At 48.5% G+C, this 19,977-nt stretch carries 16 protein-coding genes and 1 tRNA gene; 9 read left to right on the top strand and 8 right to left on the bottom strand.

Annotated features, from left to right (window positions below):
* Positions 1 to 151: 151 nt before the first annotated feature.
* The 4 genes from BGO59_RS24745 to ubiE form a co-directional block, all read right to left on the bottom strand.
* Positions 152 to 226 (bottom strand) — tRNA-Val (locus tag BGO59_RS24745).
* A gap of 123 nt (positions 227 to 349) precedes the next feature.
* Complete coding sequence (locus BGO59_RS24740; RefSeq protein ID WP_293687857.1) at positions 350 to 3,373, bottom strand: amidohydrolase family protein; 3,024 nt, start codon at positions 3,371 to 3,373, stop codon at positions 350 to 352.
* Positions 3,374 to 3,608: 235 nt separating this feature from the next.
* The gene (locus BGO59_RS24735) at positions 3,609 to 4,328 is read right to left on the bottom strand and encodes a porin family protein (protein WP_293687854.1); all 720 of its coding nucleotides are present in this window, start codon (positions 4,326 to 4,328) and stop codon (positions 3,609 to 3,611) included.
* 5 nt (positions 4,329 to 4,333) lie between these two features.
* Positions 4,334 to 5,062, bottom strand: a complete 729-nt coding sequence (gene ubiE, locus BGO59_RS24730; RefSeq protein ID WP_080054455.1) for a bifunctional demethylmenaquinone methyltransferase/2-methoxy-6-polyprenyl-1,4-benzoquinol methylase UbiE — start codon at positions 5,060 to 5,062, stop codon at positions 4,334 to 4,336.
* Between the two features lie 207 nt (positions 5,063 to 5,269).
* Here ubiE and BGO59_RS24725 point away from each other — a divergent pair, with 207 nt between their 5' ends.
* The 7 genes from BGO59_RS24725 to BGO59_RS24695 all read left to right on the top strand — a co-directional run bounded on the left by BGO59_RS24725 (position 5,270) and on the right by BGO59_RS24695 (position 11,337).
* A complete protein-coding gene (locus tag BGO59_RS24725) occupies positions 5,270 to 6,478 on the top strand; it encodes a dipeptidase (protein WP_293687847.1) in 1,209 nt (402 codons plus the stop codon).
* Between the two features lie 76 nt (positions 6,479 to 6,554).
* A complete protein-coding gene (locus BGO59_RS24720) occupies positions 6,555 to 6,986 on the top strand; it encodes an ABA4-like family protein (RefSeq protein WP_293687845.1) in 432 nt (143 codons plus the stop codon).
* A gap of 88 nt (positions 6,987 to 7,074) precedes the next feature.
* Positions 7,075 to 7,845: a hypothetical protein gene (locus tag BGO59_RS24715; protein ID WP_293687843.1), complete on the top strand. Its 771-nt coding sequence runs from the start codon at positions 7,075 to 7,077 to the stop codon at positions 7,843 to 7,845.
* A gap of 91 nt (positions 7,846 to 7,936) precedes the next feature.
* Positions 7,937 to 9,244: a Gfo/Idh/MocA family oxidoreductase gene (locus BGO59_RS24710; RefSeq protein WP_293687842.1), complete on the top strand. Its 1,308-nt coding sequence runs from the start codon at positions 7,937 to 7,939 to the stop codon at positions 9,242 to 9,244.
* Between the two features lie 55 nt (positions 9,245 to 9,299).
* Positions 9,300 to 9,509 carry a 2-oxoisovalerate dehydrogenase gene (locus BGO59_RS24705; protein ID WP_293687840.1) on the top strand — a complete coding sequence of 70 codons (210 nt, stop codon included), beginning with the start codon at positions 9,300 to 9,302 and terminating at the stop codon, positions 9,507 to 9,509.
* Positions 9,510 to 9,590: 81 nt separating this feature from the next.
* On the top strand, positions 9,591 to 9,836 hold the full coding sequence (locus tag BGO59_RS24700) for a type II toxin-antitoxin system HicA family toxin (protein WP_293687838.1): 246 nt from the start codon (positions 9,591 to 9,593) through the stop codon (positions 9,834 to 9,836).
* Between the two features lie 184 nt (positions 9,837 to 10,020).
* Entirely contained in the window at positions 10,021 to 11,337 is a 1,317-nt protein-coding gene (locus BGO59_RS24695; protein WP_293687836.1) for a Gfo/Idh/MocA family oxidoreductase, read from the top strand.
* Between the two features lie 24 nt (positions 11,338 to 11,361).
* Here the strand turns inward: BGO59_RS24695 and BGO59_RS24690 are convergent, their stop codons facing one another.
* Together BGO59_RS24690 and BGO59_RS24685 are read right to left on the bottom strand one after the other, a co-directional pair.
* Complete coding sequence (locus BGO59_RS24690) at positions 11,362 to 11,778, bottom strand: response regulator (RefSeq protein ID WP_293687834.1); 417 nt, start codon at positions 11,776 to 11,778, stop codon at positions 11,362 to 11,364.
* A gap of 138 nt (positions 11,779 to 11,916) precedes the next feature.
* Positions 11,917 to 12,843 (bottom strand): sugar phosphate isomerase/epimerase, encoded by a 927-nt coding sequence (locus BGO59_RS24685; RefSeq protein ID WP_293687833.1) that lies wholly within the window; start codon positions 12,841 to 12,843, stop codon positions 11,917 to 11,919.
* A gap of 152 nt (positions 12,844 to 12,995) precedes the next feature.
* On the opposite strand from BGO59_RS24685, the gene BGO59_RS24680 reads away from it, so the two are divergent.
* Positions 12,996 to 13,691 (top strand): DUF1080 domain-containing protein, encoded by a 696-nt coding sequence (locus tag BGO59_RS24680; RefSeq protein WP_293687831.1) that lies wholly within the window; start codon positions 12,996 to 12,998, stop codon positions 13,689 to 13,691.
* 71 nt (positions 13,692 to 13,762) lie between these two features.
* On the opposite strand, the gene BGO59_RS24675 is transcribed toward BGO59_RS24680, so the two are convergent.
* Positions 13,763 to 14,767 (bottom strand): YpdA family putative bacillithiol disulfide reductase, encoded by a 1,005-nt coding sequence (locus BGO59_RS24675; protein ID WP_293687829.1) that lies wholly within the window; start codon positions 14,765 to 14,767, stop codon positions 13,763 to 13,765.
* A 325-nt stretch (positions 14,768 to 15,092) separates the two neighbouring features.
* Here BGO59_RS24675 and BGO59_RS24670 point away from each other — a divergent pair, with 325 nt between their 5' ends.
* Entirely contained in the window at positions 15,093 to 15,956 is an 864-nt protein-coding gene (locus BGO59_RS24670) for a M12 family metallopeptidase (protein WP_293687827.1), read from the top strand.
* A gap of 111 nt (positions 15,957 to 16,067) precedes the next feature.
* Here the strand turns inward: BGO59_RS24670 and BGO59_RS24665 are convergent, their stop codons facing one another.
* On the bottom strand, positions 16,068 to 19,811 hold the full coding sequence (locus BGO59_RS24665) for an SdrD B-like domain-containing protein (RefSeq protein WP_293687825.1): 3,744 nt from the start codon (positions 19,809 to 19,811) through the stop codon (positions 16,068 to 16,070).
* Positions 19,812 to 19,977 lie beyond the last annotated feature (166 nt).

The raw sequence follows: 19,977 nt of genomic DNA, 5'->3' as shown, positions 1-19,977 counted from the left end.
AATGAGCTAGACTTGGGTGAAGCCACAAACCTAGAAAAATACAACGCCCTCCACAAGTATTGGCCTTGATCCTCAATATGCTAATGTAAGTAAGTCTGTAAAGTAAAAAAACCTTCAAAACTTATCGTTTTGAAGGTTTTTTCTTTTTTTGTGGGAGTTGACGGGTTCGAACCGCCGACCCTCTGCTTGTAAGGCAGATGCTCTGAACCAGCTGAGCTAAACTCCCTTTAGTTCCCGTTGTTTGGGAGTGCAAATATAACAGGCTATTTCGCCGTTTTGCAAGTAAATACTGAGAAATATTTGAAAAATAGTACGGTTTTTTCTCAGGTCAGGGCCAATAAACTGACAATCAATGGGGTTTTAACAGGTGGTTTATCGGAAAAATTTCGCCATTTTTAATTACCTGCTCCACATTGAGGGCATCCTGAACCGTCTGGAGTGGATCGCCCTTTACAATGACCAGATCGGCCAACTTACCAGGCTCTATTGACCCCAGGTCTTTACTGACCCCAACCGTTTCTGCCGCCCAGAGCGTTGCAGATCGTAAAGCTTCGTAGGGGGTGAGTCCGGCATCAACGAAGGATTGCAACTCAGTATGGAGGCTTAAGCCATACGGAACGAAGGGGCTATCAGTACCTGTCGTGACATGAGCGCCTGCTGCAATCAATTTCTTGACACCTTGTTGTAAGCTGCCGAAGTTAGTTAAATAACCCGGATTGATTTTCGTGATCTGGGCAGCTCCGGCCTGAAGCGAATTTCGAAAGTCTTCGCTAAAGAACGTTTTGTATTGTAGGTTCTCATTAAGCGCTGGATTTTTTGAACTCATCACGAAGAAACCACCCTGCAACGAAGCGGTAGGGGTAATGTTCATCCCTGATTTTGCCAACAGCTCAATAACATCTTGGTAGCTCCGGTTCATGGCCGTAATCTTTGGCGAATACCCACGTCGGCTGGTTCCACCAATGTGTTCAACTGCGTCGACATCGTAGCGCATCGCTGGGAAAATTTCATGTGACGATACGGGCAGTCCATGTGCATGAGCGAAGGTCGTGATACGTTGCTGCATGGCATCGGGCATGCGAACATAGGTTTTGATTAAGTCATAGCCGAGTCGAACGGCACGATTTAGTTCTCGGTCAAGCTGCTCGTCGGAATTGATGCTTGTGGCGGCTCCGTAATAAATCCGGGTTCCATCGGTCAGGCCACCTGTAAAAAATTGCCTTGGTCCCATACGTGCCCCGCTGGCCCATGATTCTTTCCGTTCGAGGGCGTCATATGGGTCGGCACCGGGTTCGCGAATCGAAGTAATGCCATATGATAGCCATAAACGCCCCAAACGCTCGCCCGTCATGGCGTGCTGGTGGGTGTGCATCTCGAATAAACCGGGAATGACTGTTTTGTCAGAGGCATCAATCAATTTTCCTGGACGACCCACCTGATGTGGAAGAATGGCTTTAATCCGATGCCCGTCGATCAGGATGTCTACGTTCTGTCGATACGTATTGGAACGACCATCAAACAGACGCCCGGCGTGAACGACTGTCTGACCAGTAGGTTGATTCAGCTTCCAGGTCAATTCCATTGGAATAGCTTCGATATGGCCGTCAGCCAGCGACACTTCTTTCAACACCTCAGTAGCCAGAAATAACAGATGTTTCGAATCGCCTGTCCAGGTTGGAGCCTCGGCCTGCTCCGTTGTTAATTGACGCGGTTGGCCAACCGGCGCACCATCGGGCGAAACCGCCGTCACCCAGAGTAAGCCATCCAGAATATAGGCCATCTGTGTGCCGTCGGGCGACCAAACGGGGCCGTTTTTGCTGCGCGTCCCCAAGCTATGGCCGGGTGCGGGCGATACATACCGATCATTTTTACCATCGAATGAAATCAGCAGCACTTCGCTGACGCCTTCCCGATACCGCGACGAATAGGGATGCAGGGCCGAGACCGCAATCGTTTTCCCATCGGGCGACCAACTTGCCTGACTAGGTACAAACACCGACTCGTGAACTTTCTGCGTTTTGGGCGTATTAACATCAGCCGTGTAGGTAACGTCGGCCGTATACAGTGTACTGCGCCCCCAGGCGTTACGTGGGTCACTTTGGTAGAAAGCGATTTTGCTGCCATCGGGCGACCAGGTTGGAAAGTGAAGATCTTCGGCCATATCGACGAGGCATTTTTCCTGCCCCGTTTTCAGATCGTGAATCCATATATCCATTGTTCCGTTTCGATCCGATGCATACGTTAGTTTGGTCCCATCGGGCGACCAGGCAGGGTCTACTTCCATAGACGAGCCACTGGTCAATGGTTTAGGCTTTTTATTGCCTTTGGTGAGTAGCCAGATGTCGCCCAGGGCGGCAAAGGCAATCTGTTTCCCATCGGGTGAAATCGCGGGCCCTTTGATACCCAGTACCGGCTGCGGGTCTTTTGTATCGAAGTCGTACGTTTTTCGTTTGTAGGTGTTGCGAGGTAGGGAGATAATAGCTTGAAATGGAATAGTCTGTGCCGTTTTATTCCCGATTTTACACCGTTTTAGGAGGCCATCAGCCGTGTATAGATATTCCTCGGTCGAAAACCAGGCTAATCGAAAGGGAAATACATCTTCAGCCGTTTCGGTCAGGATCGTTGCTGAACCCGACTGTGAACTGACTGCTGCTAAGCCACTCTGTGATTTGTTGAGCAGGTTATAGTAAAGCATTGCTCCATCGGGTTGCCAGGAGGGGCTTGCCAGCTTGTCGTTGGAGGCTGAAATTAGTTTTTCTGTGCGTCCGGGCGTTAGTGTGTACACGCCGGGCGCATCGGTCCGGTCGGAGATAAAGGCAATCTGTTTTCCATCGGGAGCAAAAGCTGGGTTGAAGTCGTTGGCCGTATTGGTCGTAAGCTGGGTGAGTTTCCCATCGGCCAGGGTTAGCTGCCAGATGTCGTAATTACCGCTCCGATCCGACGAAAAAACAATTGCTTTGCCGTCGGGCGACCAGTGCGGCTCGCGGTCGTCGGATAATCCGCTGGTTAGTTGACGAGGTTTTCCGCCGGTCTTTGATACTGTCCAGATATGATAGCGGCCATCCCAAAAGGCATGAAACGCAATCTGGGTGCCATCAGGTGACCAACTCGGTTGCCGACAATCGCCCAAGGCATCGGTAATGGGTTTGGCGGTGCCCCCCACTGCCGGTAATAACCAGAGTGTGCCCTGTAAATCAATAACGATTGTTTTCTTATCGGGCGACAGATCGGCGGCCATATTAGTCCCTTCTCTAACCGTAACCCGGATCGAATCGGCAACTATTTCCGCCTTTACCGATGTGATGTCGGCCGGATTCAGTGCCCAGATAAGGAGTAAAAAACAGGTTTGGTAGTATATGCGTAGTTTAGTCATGATGCGTGAGTAAGCCTTAGGAGAGGAGTAAAAGACAATACAATACCACATCTGCTAAATTAAGTGTATTGATGGATAGTTATTAAACAATATTCTACATATAACAGAAATTGTAAAATAATTTATAGGCAATCTTTGTTTTAGCGAAATATAGATTAAGCTCTTTGCTGATTCGATAACAAAAAAGCGGATCACAACGCACGTCGATGATCCGCTTTTATTTAGCGTAAATAGTCTATTCGAAATTTAGAAATAAGGTAACCGAATGTGTGGTCAACTTACTGATACCAACACCAGCCGCATTATTGGTTGGATTAAAGAGATTGACAAGACCATGCGAAAAGCGTAGTTCAGGGGCCAGCTTGAAGTATTCAAAGAATTGTTCCAGACCAATACCGTATTCAATCGCAAAATCCATCGTTCCGGTACTCAGCCGACTAGCGCCCTGAAGCTCTTTGCGTCGCACATTACTTTCGATGCTAAACGTTCCACCAGCCAGCAGATACATACGTGTATTGTTGCGCCGTTCGGATTTGTATTTGAGTAATAGGGGAAAATCGACCCAGGTCGACTCGCGGGTTTCGGTTTTGGAAGTACCACCCGGATAGTCGTAATGTACTTCCCGGCTAAACAGGGATACCGACGGCGTAAAGCGGAGGTCAAATCGATCGTCGAGAAAGAGATTGATGATCCCACCAACTCGAAAAGCGGGTTTATTGGGCGAGTGAATTCGGTAGGCTGAGTCGGCCGTCATAAACTCAGGGCTGTAGGTTACGCTGAATCGTGTGACCGGAGCTGCAAAGAAAAACCCGTAATGAATCTCCTTTTCGTCGTAGCGTTCGAGGTGTTTTCGAACGTATTTGTACGATGTCTGTGCCTGGCTCTGCGCTGTCAGCAAAATGCTTAGAACAATAGCCAGGCTTAAACCTGGTCCTGTTCGGCTTATCCAATTCATAGCGGCTAAGCCTGCTTGTGACCTATGTAAATTGAGGCAACGCCAAAAGTAAGCGGTATCCATTTGGTAGTTGTAAATCCGGCTGCTTCATAAATTCGCAGAAAGTCAGGACCGTCGGGAAAAGCCTGCACCGATTCGGGCAGGTAGGTATAGGCCGATGCGTCTTTGCTTACTACGCGCCCAATGAGCGGCAGAATAGTTCGGGAGTAAAACGAATAAAGTTGTTTAAACGGAAACTGACGTGGATTCGAAAATTCCAGTACTACACAAACCCCACCCGGACGTGTTACACGGTGCATGTCGGTTAAGCCTTTGAGCAGATTCTCGAAATTGCGTACACCAAACGAAACGATGACGGCATCGAATTCATTGTCTGCAAAGGGTAAACGTTCCGAATCGCCCGTACGCAGGTCAATAACAGAATCGACACCGCGTTTCTTCATTTTTTCGCGCCCGATCGATAGCATGCCTTCCGAAATATCGACGCCGATAATTTTTTTTGGCTTCAACGCCAGGGCTTCGAGGGCAAAATCGCCGGTACCGGTAGCAATGTCCAGAATCGTTTTTGGAGCGTACGGCTTTAATTCGCGAATCGCCCGTTTACGCCAGAGGATATCAATACCCCCGCTCAGTACGTGATTCAGTAAATCATACTTCGGCGAAATACTATCAAACATCTCAGCAACCTGTTCGCGCTTCGACGTATCTTTATCTTTATAAGGAACAACAGCCATCTTTTAATGATTGAATGATAGAGTGATTGAATGATCGAATAAGTGTATACGCTATTTATTCAGTCATTCAATCACTCTATCATTCAAAATTAGTCTTCGTACAAAGGTAGTGCCATAACAGTAGGTTTCCGTCGAAAGTTTGTCATTTCCAAGGGCAATGTGTAGTTTCGAAACAATCCTCTTCTTCTCTATACAACTTGACTGATTATGCTTCCAATAGCTTTGCCTGCACTGCTTGCCCTGAATTTCATGACCCCTCATCCTTCCGGTGGCGATGATCCCGTGGCGAAAAAAGTTCATAAGATTCATCAGCGCGTGCTGACGCTCGATACGCATGCCGATGCGCCGATCATGATGAAAAAAGATGGCTTCGATGTTGGCCAGACGCACGATACCAAACGGGATCAATCGCAGATCGATTTTCCGCGGATGAAACAGGGCGGAATGGATGCCATGTTCTTTGCTGTATATACCTCGCAGGGGCCGCGCACACCCGAAGGCCATGCCGATGCAAAACGTGATGCGCTGAACCAGTTCGATCTGATTCATCAGGCTCTGAAAAAATACCCAAATCTGGCCGAATTAGCCACCTCTCCGGCTGATGCCTACCGGATTCAGAAAGCGGGCAAACGAGCGGTATTTATCGGTATGGAAAATGGCTATCCCGTCGGTGATGACCTGTCGATGCTCCAGAAGTATTATGACCTGGGCGCTCGCTACATTACCCTTACGCACTTTGCCAACAACCTGATCGGCGATTCATCGACTGACCCTGACGGGCCGATGTATGGTGGATTGAGCGAGTTTGGTAAAAAAGTCGTAGCTGAAATGAACCGGCTGGGTATTCTGATCGACGTGTCGCACGTGGCCGATAGTACCTTCTACGATGCGCTGGCTCTGTCGAAAGCGCCCATGATTGCTTCTCACTCGAACTGTCGGGCCATTTGCGATTTCCCGCGTAACATGACCGATGACATGATTAAGGCGCTGGCAGCCAAAGGTGGTGTAGTACAGGTCAATTTTGTGAGCGATTACCTGAAAAAACCGTCGGATGAACACCGGGCGGCTAAAACCAAAATACGAATGTCGCGGGTTGGTAAAGTATCAACACCAGAAATGGAAGCCCGTATTCAGGCTATGAGTGATTCGGTCTCTAAAGTATATGCATCAGAGCGGGCCAGCCTGTCCGACATCGCCGATCACATCGATCATATTGTTAAACTGGTCGGCATCGACCACGTTGGTATTGGTTCCGATTTCGATGGGGGTGGGGGTGTCAATGGCCTGGAAGATGTGAGTCAGATCGAGAACCTGACTGCCGAACTGGTTCGCCGTAACTACTCAGAAGCCGACATCGCTAAAATTTGGGGCGGCAATCTCCTGCGAGTACTGGGCCAGGCAAAAGTTACTCAATAAATTTTCGGTTTGCAGTGGCTGATATAGCCGATATAGGGTTCTTCAGCCACTGCAAACTGTAACCGGTTAACTACTCATGTCGCCCGAAACCGCTTTTCAGATCGCGAGTACGCTTGTGCTGCCTCAGTGGTTGCTGATGGCCTTTGCCCCACGCTGGAGCGTAACGCGCTGGCTGATGAACAGCTACCTGATTCCGGTGTGTATTGCTGTTATTTATCTCGTTTACCTGTTTAGCGACGGCACTATTGATTTTGGCGCTTTCGGATCACTGGCGGGTATCAAACGGCTATTTGCCACCGGAAGCAGTGGAGTTATACTGGCTGCCTGGGTGCATTACCTCGCCTTCGATCTGGTCGTTGGCAGTGTTATCGTGCGGGATGCACAGGAGAAAAGCATTCCACATTGGCTCATCGTAATTCCGCTGTTTTTCTGTTTTATGCTCGGGCCGGTCGGGTTGCTCATATACTGGATTATTCGGTTGATTCGGACGCGTCAGCTATCAATCTAATCGCATTTTAAGGAGTAGACAAAAACTTGTCAGCGTTTGTATCGTTCAGTTTATGAGGGGCCATACGCACAATTGAACCGATCTGCACATGAGCTATTTTCTGGAAATTCTTAAGAAGCGAAATAGCCTGCTCTATTCCTTCGGCTGGCTATGCCTGATTGGTACATTCGTTTGTGCTATTCTCGCGCTGACTACCCATGTGCAGGTGCTGGGAATCAATGCATTTATTAAGCCCATGAAGTTCTTTGTGTCGATTACGGTGTTCTGCTGGACAATGGCCTGGTATACAGGCTACCTGCCTCCGACTCGTAATGTGGCGATTTATAGCTGGGTAGTGGTTGTGGCGATGACTATCGAACTCATTATTATAACGGCACAGGCAACCCTGGGAAAGCTGTCGCATTTCAACGTCAGCTCACCTGTTGATGGCATGCTATTCAGTATAATGGGGATAGCAATTACGGTGCTTACCGGCTGGACGGCTTATATTGGTTATCTCTTTTTTCGTATTCACACCAATCCGCTGGCAACAAGCTATCTGTGGGCCATTCGGTTAGGTATTTTACTGTTTGTTGTGTTTGCATTTGAGGGGTTTATCATGGCTACCCGGCTCAGCCACACGGTAGGAGGCACCGATGGGGGGGCAGGATGGCCTATCACCAACTGGTCTACCCAATTTGGTGATTTACGCATTGCTCATTTTTTCGGTATGCATGCGCTTCAATTGATTCCCTTGTTTGGCTACTACATTGCCCGACGGCCAGCTCAGGTTTTCCTGTTTACCGTTTTATATACCGTAGCCATTACTTTTCTTCTTTTGGAAGCGCTGGGAGGCCGACCAGTACTATCAGGGTTATAAAATTGACGGTAAAAAAACAGAAGGTTCAGCTTTAATAAATAGAAGGCCTGCCTACCGGGCTGATTCTGACCTAACTGAAACCTTGCTTCCGATGAACCGCTCCGATTTCCTGAAAACGTCTGCTCTTGCCGGTGCTACCCTCATTACCGACCCTACCCAAGTGCGGGCGTTTATTACCCGTCAGCCTGCCCAGAAATACCGTACTGCCCTGATCGGTGCCGGATGGTGGGGGAATAATATTCTGCGTTGTGCCGTACAGGCGGGCGAATCGAAAATAGTAGCTCTGTGTGACGTGGATAGCCGCCAGCTTCAGAAAACAAGCGAAGAACTGAACAAGCTCACCACCGATAAGCCAAAGCTGTACCGTGATTACCGGGAAATGCTGGCCGCTGAAAAGCCCCAGATTGTGATTGTAGCCACGCCCGACCACTGGCATCCATTGGCTGCTATTGCCGCCATGCAGGCAGGAGCCCATGTGTACGTCGAAAAGCCCATTAGCCATACCATCAACGAAGGCAAGGCGATGGTAAAAGCAGCCCGACAAACGGGTCGAATCTGTCAGGTAGGGATGCACCGCCGGGTATCGCCCCATAATGTCTCGGGTATGGAATTCTTAAGATCAGGCAAAGCGGGCAAAATCGGCATGGCGCGGGCTTTCGTCCATTATGCAGGGGGCGCCGGACAACCTACGCCCGATAGCGAAACTCCGCCAGAAATTGACTGGAATATGTGGTGCGGCCCTGCCCCACTTCATGCCTACAATAAAGCCATGCATCCCAGAAGCTGGCGTAATTTTTTGAATTATGCGAATGGAACCCTTGGCGACTGGGGTATCCACTGGATGGACCAGATTTTGTGGATAACCGAAGAAAAACATCCGCGCAAGGTATACTCAACCGGCGGACGAGCGATCAAACAGGACAATAGCGATGCACCTGACCATCAGGTGGCTACGTTCGAATTCGAAAATTTCACGGCTGTTTGGGAACACCGGACCTTTGCAGGTAATAACGCAGAGAAAACTCATCCTCAACAGGCCGTGGGCGTCTATTTCTACGGGACCGAAGGGACTTTCCATATGGGCTGGCTCGATGGCTGGACATTCTATCCGGCTGATTCTAAAAAGCCGATCATCCATCAGGACGCTCAACTGGATAAACCCGATGACCAGAACATTGCCTTACTCTGGGCCAACTTCCTGCAAAGCATCAAATCCAACAAACTTCCTGTTTGCGACATCGAGATTGGTCATCGCTCTACGAACATGGCCCTGCTGGGAATGCTATCGTTAAAACTTGGCCGAAGCGTTGAATGGGATGGCAGTCAGATCCCGAACGACCCCGAAGCCAACAAATTACTCAGCCGTGCTTATCGTGGCGAGTGGCAGTACCCGGTTTAGAATTATTCGTTATATTTGTCAGAGAGCCGTTTCGATGGCCCGGCTCTCTGATTACATGAAAGAAATCTTTTTTCTAATTGAGGAAGCAGACGAGGGAGGCTATATTGCGTCGGCAATTGGCCAATCCATTGTTACGGAGGCCGACACATTGGACGAACTGAAAGCAAATATTCGGGAAGCAACTATTTGCCATTTTGATGAAGGACAAGCTCCACAAATCGCCCATTTGCATTTCGTGAAAGATGAAGTCCTGAGTTTGGTGTGAATTATATGTACATTTACGTCATACTTGCACGTCAAAGGGGCTGATTGTGCTGCCTATTTCAGCTATTGAGCTGATATCTTCATGAAAACACCTCGCGATCTCAAAGGTGAATCACTTATCAAATTATTAGAAAAGCATTTCGGCTACGAACAGACCCGGCAAGCAGGGAGTCATCTCCGGCTAACCACTGTACGCAATGGTACCCACCATCTAACTGTTCCCAAACATAATCCGGTCAGGCTTGGTACATTAAATAAAATCTTGTCAGATGTAGCCGATCATTTTGGGTTAAGTCGGGAGCAATTAGTCGATCGGTTGTTCCAATAAGCTACTTCATTTTCACTGTTCATTATTGGGCAATATTCGGTTCAGGATATTGCCCGTTTTGCGTCGTAATAGGTCAGACAGTTGTCGATACACAGCCACTGAATAATCGCAGTTCATAGCGGTAGTAGTTTCGATTTGTTGTTGCCTTTTTTAGGTGGCCCTTAGCCTTTTCTACTTTAACAAAATGCCTTCATCAAGACGCGATTTTCTTCACCAGTCAACGCAGCTGGCGGCAGGGCTAGGTCTGTCGGCCACGCTACCCGAAATAAGCCGTTCAGCAGCTCCATCCGATACGATCCGTATCGGGTTGATTGGTGTTAACAGCATGGGATGGGCAGATCTGACGTCGATGCTCAAAAATCCCGGTGCTGTTTGCGTTGCCCTTTGCGACGTAGACAGCAACGTACTGAAAAAGCGGTCGGATGAGCTAGAGAAACAAACGGGTAAAAAAGTTACGCTATACAACGATTTCCGAAAATTGATCGACGATAAAACAGTTGATGCGGTCATCGTAGGTACGCCCGATCATTGGCATTGTCTGCCAGCCGTATATGCCTGCCAGGCCGGGAAAGATGTATACGTTGAAAAGCCACTGGCCACGACCATTGACGAGTGTAACCTGATTGTAGCAGCCGCCAGGCGCTATAATCGGATTGTTCAGGTAGGGCAATGGCAGCGGAGTGGCGCCCATTGGAAAGCGGCACTGGACTACGTTCAGTCAGGAAAAATCGGTCGGGTTCGATCGGTGAAAACCTGGGCGTTCATGAGTTATGGCAAAGAATTTCCACCCCGCCCAGACGAGCCTGTACCTGCCGGTGTCGATTATGATATGTGGCTGGGTCCGGCGCCAGGTCGTCCATTCAACCGAAATCGGTTTCACGGCACCTTTCGCTATTACTGGGATTATGCTGGAGGATTAATGACCGACTGGGGAGCTCACATGATCGACATTGCCCTTTGGGGCATGAACGTGACCGCACCCAAATCGGTCGTCGCTACGGGAGGCAAATTTGGTTTTCCCGATCACGATGGCGATACGCCCGACACCATGCAGGTTGTGTATGATTATGGTCAGTTTTCAATCCTGTGGGAACAGTCGCTGGGAACGATGCGTGGCCCCTACGATCGCGATCATGGCGTAGCGTTTATTGGTAACCTGGGCACCGTGGTGATTGACCGGGGAAAATGGGAAGTACTACCTGAAGTAGAACAGGGACGATATCTGGCCCCTGCCCAACCGATTCAGTATGGCAATGGCAGTGATCTGGACACCCACACCCGAAATTTTCTGGAATGCATTCGATCGAGACAGCAACCGAATTGCCCGGCAGAAGCTGGCCGCAATGTAGCCCTGCATTCGCATCTGGGCAACATTGCCTATCGAACTGGCCATAAGCTCATCTGGGACGATACGCAGGCCAGTATCGTAAGTGATACGTCGGCCCAGGCACTCACCAAAGCCCATTATCGAGCGCCCTGGTCTTTACCCAAACTATCTTAAGCTTTACTGGGTAGAAATGTCTATTTATTGAGGAATGGTGGCCGTTTCGTACCAGAATTTCTTCATAGCTACTACATAGTCTTTCCACCCTCTCAGCTCATCGGGCTTCTGCGTGTAGGCGACCGCACCAGCCTGATAAGCTTGCTGGATATGTTGCTGGCTATCAGACTGCGAGAAAATAACGACAGGGACTTTTTTCTGAAAGCGAGCTTGCAACATAGGTAGCCAATCAATCCCATCCTTTTCCTGATGAAAATCGATATCTAATAAGACCAGATGAGGCAATTGTTCATCGGTTGTATTGATCACATCCTGAGGGGTAGCAGCACTTCTAAAGGTAGCTTCAGAAAACTCTCGCTGCCCTACCATATGCAATAGGTCGTAAATAGATGGATCATCGTCCACTACTAAAACATCAAACGGTTGATTCTGTGTTGTCATGAGGGACTAAATGATTTCTATATAAGTCTTTAGGGACATTATTACTTCTAACGAAATAAAAGGCAACTAGTTTAGTTAATTTTGCTTAAAGATCAATAATAATCTTACCGTACGCCAAAAAGTAACAGGCAGATTTATTCACCCGTTCGTCATTAATGCTTTTTTAACCCTATCGTAAAAAGCGGCCACTTTTACTTTAGGGTCGCCTTTCCCAAGTGTCTCAATGGGTAAATAACCCCGATAACCCGACTCCCGCACGATACGTACAATACGTGCCAGATCGGTAGGTATTTCCCTGCCATCGACAAACAGGTTTTCTTTGAGTTGCCACGTTGCCGCATAAGGAGCCACACGAGCAATTTGTGCGTAAGGATCGCCAGTTTTAAAGCTTCCAATGTCCAGGTTAACCGCCAGCCAATTTGAGTTAACCTTACGAACGATGTCCAGTATATGATCGGCCGTCTGGATAAAATCAGCATGGTTTTGTAATACGATCATTACCCCCCGGCTGGCTGCATAATCGGTACACGCACGAATCGAATCGACCACCCATCCGGTTACCTCTTCGCGGTTGTAGTTGGCAGGTAGTTCTTTTCCTAGCCCTGCAAAAATCCGCACAACAGGAGCCCCCAGACGCGCGGCCACATCGGTCCATTTCGTCACCAGATCCACTTCGGCTTTTCGGCGGGTAGCGTCGGGTAAGGTAAAATCATTTCGTACACCCGTTCCGCTGATGTCGAGCCCCAATCGAAAGGCTTTTTGCTTGATTTGATACAAATAGGCATCATTGGGAGGAGTCGGGTAGCCTGGAAAGTAATAAGCGGTTGGGTCAACGGCATCAAAGCCCAGCTCTGCACAGTAGACTAGCACGTCGTCAAGTGTCATCTGCCTGCTCATCAACGGTTCATTGAAGGAATAGAGATTACAGCTAAGCCGAACCCGACTCGGTAAATGCGGTAGCGATCCTGTTCCAGCATACCCCTCAGGAGCCGCCACACAGACTGTACCTGCCAAAGCCATTTTGAAAAACGAACGTCGGTCCTGTTGTGGTAAATCTGTATACATACCCAAACGAATGTAAAATCCTGTCTATCTGCACCCAGCCTTAGTAAGTGTCCATGAGCCTAAAAATACTAATAAGGGGTCTATACAGTAAATTCGTCATTGTCCTTAACTTATTACTCAATCAAATAGACCAAGTAATTAAACCCACGACTATGCCTTACGGAATTCTGATTGCCCTCCTTCTGCTAAGCGGGGCCTTCGTTTCTACAGATGCCTCTCTTTCCAGACTCCCACAACCAACTCAGTCTACAGCTAATGCAGGCTGGCGACCTTTATTTAACGGCAAAGATCTGACAGGCTGGAAACACGTTGGGAAAGGAAGTATGCTGGTCGAAAAGGGATTAATTCATGGAAAAGGCGGTATGGGATTGCTATATTACACGAAAGAAAAATTCGGCAATTGCACTTTACGTGTGGTCTATAAAATGCAGAAAGAGAATAGTAATGCTGGCGTTTTCATTCGAATTCCCGTTGAGCCACGCGAAGAATGGATGCCCGTGCATTATGGCTACGAAGTGCAGATAGACAACCATCCCGAAACCTCCGACGAAGATGAATACCACGTAACAGGCACTCTTTATTCGCTGACCAAACCCCTTGCCAAGCCCGGTAAACCCGGTCCGCAGTGGAATACAATGGATATCACGTTGGATGGACCCCGCACAATCGTTTATGTCAATGGGGTAAAAGTAACCGATTATCAGGAAGGCGGGCCAGTGCCACCCCGTAAATTTGACTTTGAGCCTTATCGGGGCATCCGGCCCAATTCGGGGTACATAGGCCTACAGAATCACGGTGAGCACGACATCGTTTATTTCAAAGAAGTATCCGTAAAGCCTCTTCACTAAACACATTGAGTGAGTTCGTGATTGAGTGCTATAGCCGCCAAATCACGAACTCGCTCAATCACTCAATGTCGTTAAATACGCTGAATAAGCTCTGCCACCTTATGGACTTCCCTACCCATGATGTGGTCAATAATAGCCTGGGCATGTTCTCGCCCATTCTCGATGAATACCTTTTCGGTGTAGATACCAGCCAGCACCGTACCACATACATACAGGCCGGAAATATTGGTTTCAAACGTATCCCTATTGTAGACGGGCACCTGCGTTTCGGGGTTAAGCTCGATACCGCAGCGAGTCAGCAAATCAGCATCGGGGATGTATCCCGTCAGGATAAATACGAAATCAGCCGGTAAACGAATCTCCTCACCGGTTTTCAGATCGTTGACAGTTACCGAATGTTCATCGATTTGAGTGACACAGCAGCTAAATACCGTCTTGATCTTTCCTTCTTTAACCCGATTTTTTACATCGGGAACCAGCCAGTATTTTACTGTGCTGCGAAAATCTTCGCCACGATGCACTACCGTTACATCAACGTCATGCCGGTAGAGCTCCAGTGCTGCTTCAACGGCCGAGTTTGAGGCCCCGATGATGACCACTTTTGTGAACGAATATTTGAAGGGCTCGTCGTAATAATGCGATACATGTGGCAGATTTTCGCCGGGAATGTTGAGCCAGCGCGGACGGGTGAAATAGCCCGTTGCCATGATCACTTTACGAGCCTGATATTGTTGGCCAGTCGTTGTTGTAACGGTAAACAGGTCGTCCTGTTTCTGAACATCCCAAACCTCCTGGAATACGTTAAAATTCAGTTTATAATAGGCAGCCGCTTTCCGATAGTACTGTAATGCCTCATTACGGCTCGCTTTTACATCCGAAATAGGAAAGGGGAGACCACCAATTTCAATATTTTCGGCTGTCGAGAAAAAGCGCATCCGACGTGGATACTGCCGAATCGACTCCGTAAGACTTCCCTTCTCCAGAATTAAATGGCTCAACCCCGCTTTGGTTGCTTCGATACCAGCCGCTAGCCCACAAGGACCACCGCCAACAATAATGACGTCGAACAATTGCATGATTTGCTAAAGAAAATCTGGGTTAATCAATCCAATGACCTACACCCCACCGTAAGTAGTGACAGTTAAAAAAGCAACGAAGAGTACTTCCCAAAAATTCCTGCCGCTTAGGTCTGTCCCCTGATTAACCAATTAGAAACAAATTAAATGATAGCTGTGAGTATATTTTATACGTAAAAAAACAAGATAATCATATATAGATACTACTTTTTAGTGGTTACTTATAAGTAATGAAACTGGTGTTATATTAACCGTTTAATATATATAATAACATCTATTGTGCCGTTATTGTTATTTGGTCACGACAACTTAATACTGCACAATTATGAAAAACAAACTATCCTATTCACTTTTTTTCACATTAATCACACTATCAATTGGTTGCTCTCCAGAAGTCTCTGAACGTGATTTACAGAGTGTAAAGCCAACGTCTGTCAGCACCCGGCCCGAGGAAGCGTTCCCAAATCAGCGGGGATCTATTCAGAGCGCCAAACTCAACGGGCAAACCGTGATTTACCAGTTGTTCGGCGATCAGGCAGTTTTTGAGAGCGACATTCTTTTGTCGGAGCATGATTTACGTCAGGCTGATGATTTACAGGTGGAGGGCACGGGGCGTACGAAAGCCTCTTCGCGGTGGCCTAATAAAATCGTTTATTATTCCATCAGTCCTTCCCTTCCCAACCCGTCGCGCGTGCTGGATGCTATTGCCCATTGGGAAGCCAATACGCCCATTCGATTTGTTGAACGAACTACGCAGCGAGGGTATGTGCTATTTCAGACGGGCTCAGGGTGCTCGGCGAATGTTGGGTATGTGGGTAGTGTGCAATACGTAAATCTGGCCAGTGCCTGCACCACCGGCAACACTATTCATGAGATAGGCCATACCATTGGCCTTTGGCACGAACACAGCCGCGCTGATCGTGATACCTACGTGAACATCAATACGAGCAATATTATTACAGGCTATGAAACCGATTTTCAGACCTATGTGCAACGGGGTACGGATGGTTTCGATTCAGAAGGCGGCCTTGATTTCGGGTCGGTTATGATGTATGGCTCATACGATTTCTCCAAAAATGGACTGCCTACGATCACTAAAAAAGACGGGTCAACATTCACCAGCCAGCGGAATGGCCTGTCGCAAACCGATATTCAAACTGTGAACTTAATGTATCCTACTCCTAACTAAGCACAGTGCACATTATATCCATAGATGTACAAGCGATAATTGATAAACGAAATGGGGGTCTGTACATACTATGTACAGACCCCCATTTCATGTATTGAGTCGTGCAATCAATTATTTGATCCGACGAACCAGTATGGGCAAACATTTTGGTTCCCGGCCCGTACAGGGATCATCGCCATCCGGTGGTGATACTTCAACCGTGAGATCAATCTTACAGCCATTGGCTCCCGTAGCTACAACAGTATAATCGCCAGCTACTGTTACTTCAGGTTCAGCTTCGGTGCTGGTAAATCCATTTGGACCACTCCATAGTAACGTAGCTCCCGGGGCATTGGCATACAGAGTCGCACTACAACCTTTGCAGGGTATAGCGGCTCCATATGCTTCCAGAACGGGCTTGGCAGTATCGGCCGTTACAACCACCGTAGTCGATGCAATTACATCAGGGCAATCGAGTGTATAAGCGATTACGGTATAATTGCCGGGTACCGATATGCCTGGATTCTGGCTGGAACTGGTAAAGCTAGCTGGCCCCGTCCATTTATAAACCAGATTCGGCGGAACGGTCCCATCCTGTAAACTAGCTTGTGCCGAAAGAGTTACCGATAAGACCGAACAGGTTAATTTACCACCTGTAGCGGTGATGGATAACGGTGGGCAGGGGTCGTCGGTAACCGGCTGAACTTCAACGGAAAGATCGACCTTACAGCCATTTACACCCGTAGCCACGACAGTATAATCACCCGCCAGTGTTACTTCGGGCTCAGCTTCGGTGCTGGTAAATGAATTAGGGCCTGTCCAGAATAAAGTAGCTCCGGGGGCATCTGCAAACAAGGTCGCAGTGCAACCTTTACAGGGCAGTGCCGCTCCAAAGGCTTCCAGAACAGGCTTGGTGATATCAGTTGTCACCACGGCAGTAGCTGTTGTAAAGGCATTAGGGCAATCGATGCTGCTGATTGTTACTGTGTATGTACCGGCTTCCGATACAACAGGGTTTTGAACCGCACTTGTAAAGCTATTGGGGCCTATCCATGAATAGATTGCATTGGGAGCCGCCGATCCATTGGTATACAAAGCTTGTGCAGTTAACGTTACCGACTTAACAGAGCAGGTCAACTTGCCCCCGGCTGCCGTTACGGATAGTGCTGGCGTGATTTCGATAACGGTTTCGCCTGCCTGCCGACAGGCTGGATTTTCAGGCGTTGGATAAATGATCGCATAAACGTATTGTCGGGATATGTCGGCGGTTGTATTGGCCGTATTGATACCTGGGCTATGCAAAACCGCCCGATTGTTGGCATCGGGTTTTATGGTTCCCAGCACAGTGCCTGTATTGCCATACATAGCCGTCCCCGATTGAGGAGTTGTGAACAGAACAAACCGAACCGAATCGACACGACTGAAATAGTTGCCAACCGCAGCGATGGAGTCAATTGGAGCCCCGGTACAGACAGCAATGGTATCCTTTTCGTTTTTTAACTGCGGGCAGGAATAAATTGATAAATCGTTGGTGAAGTCATTCTGGCCGGCATCGAGCGTCGTTACGGCAATTACGGCCGATCCTCCAACCAGACTTGCATCAGAATCCCGGAGATCGGCATCCGTGAAGTTGCCACGATTGGCTGGCGATAATGAGTAATAGCGTTGTGAGGTTGGCGCTGACAGACGGGCACCGCGTGCCGACAAGCGTCCACCCGAAGCGGCTGGGGTTATTGGTTTGGTACCTGCCAGTGTTATGTCCAGCAGCGGTAACTGAGTCGTATCCATCCGAATCTCATAGCTATGCCCAAACTGGAGCCCGCCGGGTACTGTGGTACTATTGAAATAAAACTGACCGCCGTCATGAGTTGTCTGAGAAGCAATCTGAATTCCGCCTGCCTGCATATCGTGCAGGGTTAGCACAATGCCGTCGATACCGGGTTCATACGCATCCTGAATACCATCGCGGTTATCATCAAACCACAACCGATTACCAATCTCGACAGGTGCCGGGTCACAAAGTGGCTGATTATCGCCTAACCCTGATGCTTTCCCAAATGAGCCAGGGTTAATAGTGTATAAAACGTAATTCCGGCTTTCGGCTCCCGTTTTAACATTAAATACCTTCAATCCGCCCGATTGATACACATCGGTAATAGGGTCGAATGCTGAGGTTATAATATCATCATAACCCGGTACTTTGGTCAAGGCACCGTTTGTAACTTCTGCGTGAGCTACATTGCCGAAGAATACCCAGCGATCTTTTCCATAAAATTCACCACCACCAGGCCCTTCATTATTACTAACGCCTGAACCTGTCAGATTCCCCGCTTTCCCGTTCTGTTCCAGTCGGAATGTACCATTATCGTTGTACGCCCGTAGCAGGTCACCACCTGTGAAGCCATCATATAAGCCATTGCCGTTAGGGTCATGGTTAGCCACGCCAGAGAGATGCCCAAAACGATCCAGAAAGCCAATCAGCATGGAGCCATCGTCGTCAAAAGCCAGATCCGACAAAATCGGCTGTGGGTACATGACGAATTTTGGATCGGCTCCGATACCGCAGGCAGCAGGCCAGTTTTCAGTCCACGGAAGCCAGTGATCGTATTGAATACAGGTGCCCGTCAGGTCGGCCGAGCCACGGCGAAAATCAAGTGGAAATGAAAGTACTTCTGTAAATACCGGCGTAGCCGCCTTGGGGTCAAATCGGTAAATCGTCGCTTTTAGGTCACTTTGCAACTGCGACGTTTCGGCCGAGCAAACGACCCCGACATAGACTGCTCCATGGTACACTTTCAAAGCCCAGGGGCGAAAATCGCCATTCGAACAACCCGGATTCGGAATATCCCACGACTTAACGGCGGCTGCCGACGTAGGAGCAACGGCTGGCGAACCAACCAACAAACCATAGACTTTCCGATCTTTAAGATTAACAAAATAGAGGGTTTTATCGTCCTCCGACATATCCATACCGCCGAAACTCATACGGCCCATAGCCGACATCGAACTGGGGTCAGCACTAGCCTGAGTTTTATCGCCAAACAGATTGGCCAGCGGGTCCTGGTGTGGATCTTCGCCCACGTCGATACCAACGGCACTAACCGACATAAATGTCGTGGTCGTACCCGTAACGATGTCTGTTTTATAAATTCCGCCTGGGCCTGCGGGACCAAAGCTTGCATGGCGCTTGACAACCGCAGCGCTGAAAACAGTTTTATTCCGTCGCTGATAGGCAAGCGCCCAGATCGTTCCTACTTCGCTAGCCGATGCCAGGTGGGTAGGCATAAAATTACCCGGTCCGGCCACACCAGAGGATTCATAGGCAAAGCTGACTAATGCATCGCCACGAGCCGACTGTTTGTCGTCCGGAACAGGATTGCCATCCTTATCGGTAGTAATTTGCGAATTTCCATTTACGTAACAGGGCGTTACCAATTTTAAGCCGCTCGACTGGCAGTAGTCGGCGGGATAGTTAACACCCAGATTGATATGTTCTGCCGGGGCTTTCGTAAATTGAACACTGGTGCCACTACCGGCTCCATAGGGCCCATTATAATCACCCGAAGCGAAATTTCTGAATTCAATTCGAACGGGTAGTCCTGCCGGTACGTCACTACTAGTAAACGCATACGAACCATCGGCCGCTGTTGTAGTCGATACGGGTGTTTTACTTTGATCGACAAAAGCCAGCACGACAACGCCCGATAGCCCCACTTCAATCGGCAGGGTGTCGGAGCGAACGCCGTTCAAATCAAAGTCTCGGAACACAACCCCTTTTACCTGAGCCTGCGTAGTTATTGTACTGATAAAAAAGAGAAAACAAACGACTAACCATCGCCCATACCGGTTGAATAGCAGTGTGTAGACAAGCTTCATAATTTGAGAAATTTTTGTTGGAAAAAGGAATGCGTACTGAGTACCAGATAAATGCATGATCGCGCCTGTCTGGTGACATATTTTTTTTGATTTTCTTTATCTAAATTTTTGTTTACAAAAAGAAAATCGACAGACGTACGTATGACAAAAGCCTTGCCAGACCGCT

The organism is Spirosoma sp. 48-14, assembly GCF_001898575.1.
Lineage (GTDB): Bacteria > Bacteroidota > Bacteroidia > Cytophagales > Spirosomataceae > Spirosoma.
The sequence above is the reverse complement of the archived record's forward strand: the minus strand, read 5'-3'. Positions and strand labels throughout refer to the sequence as shown.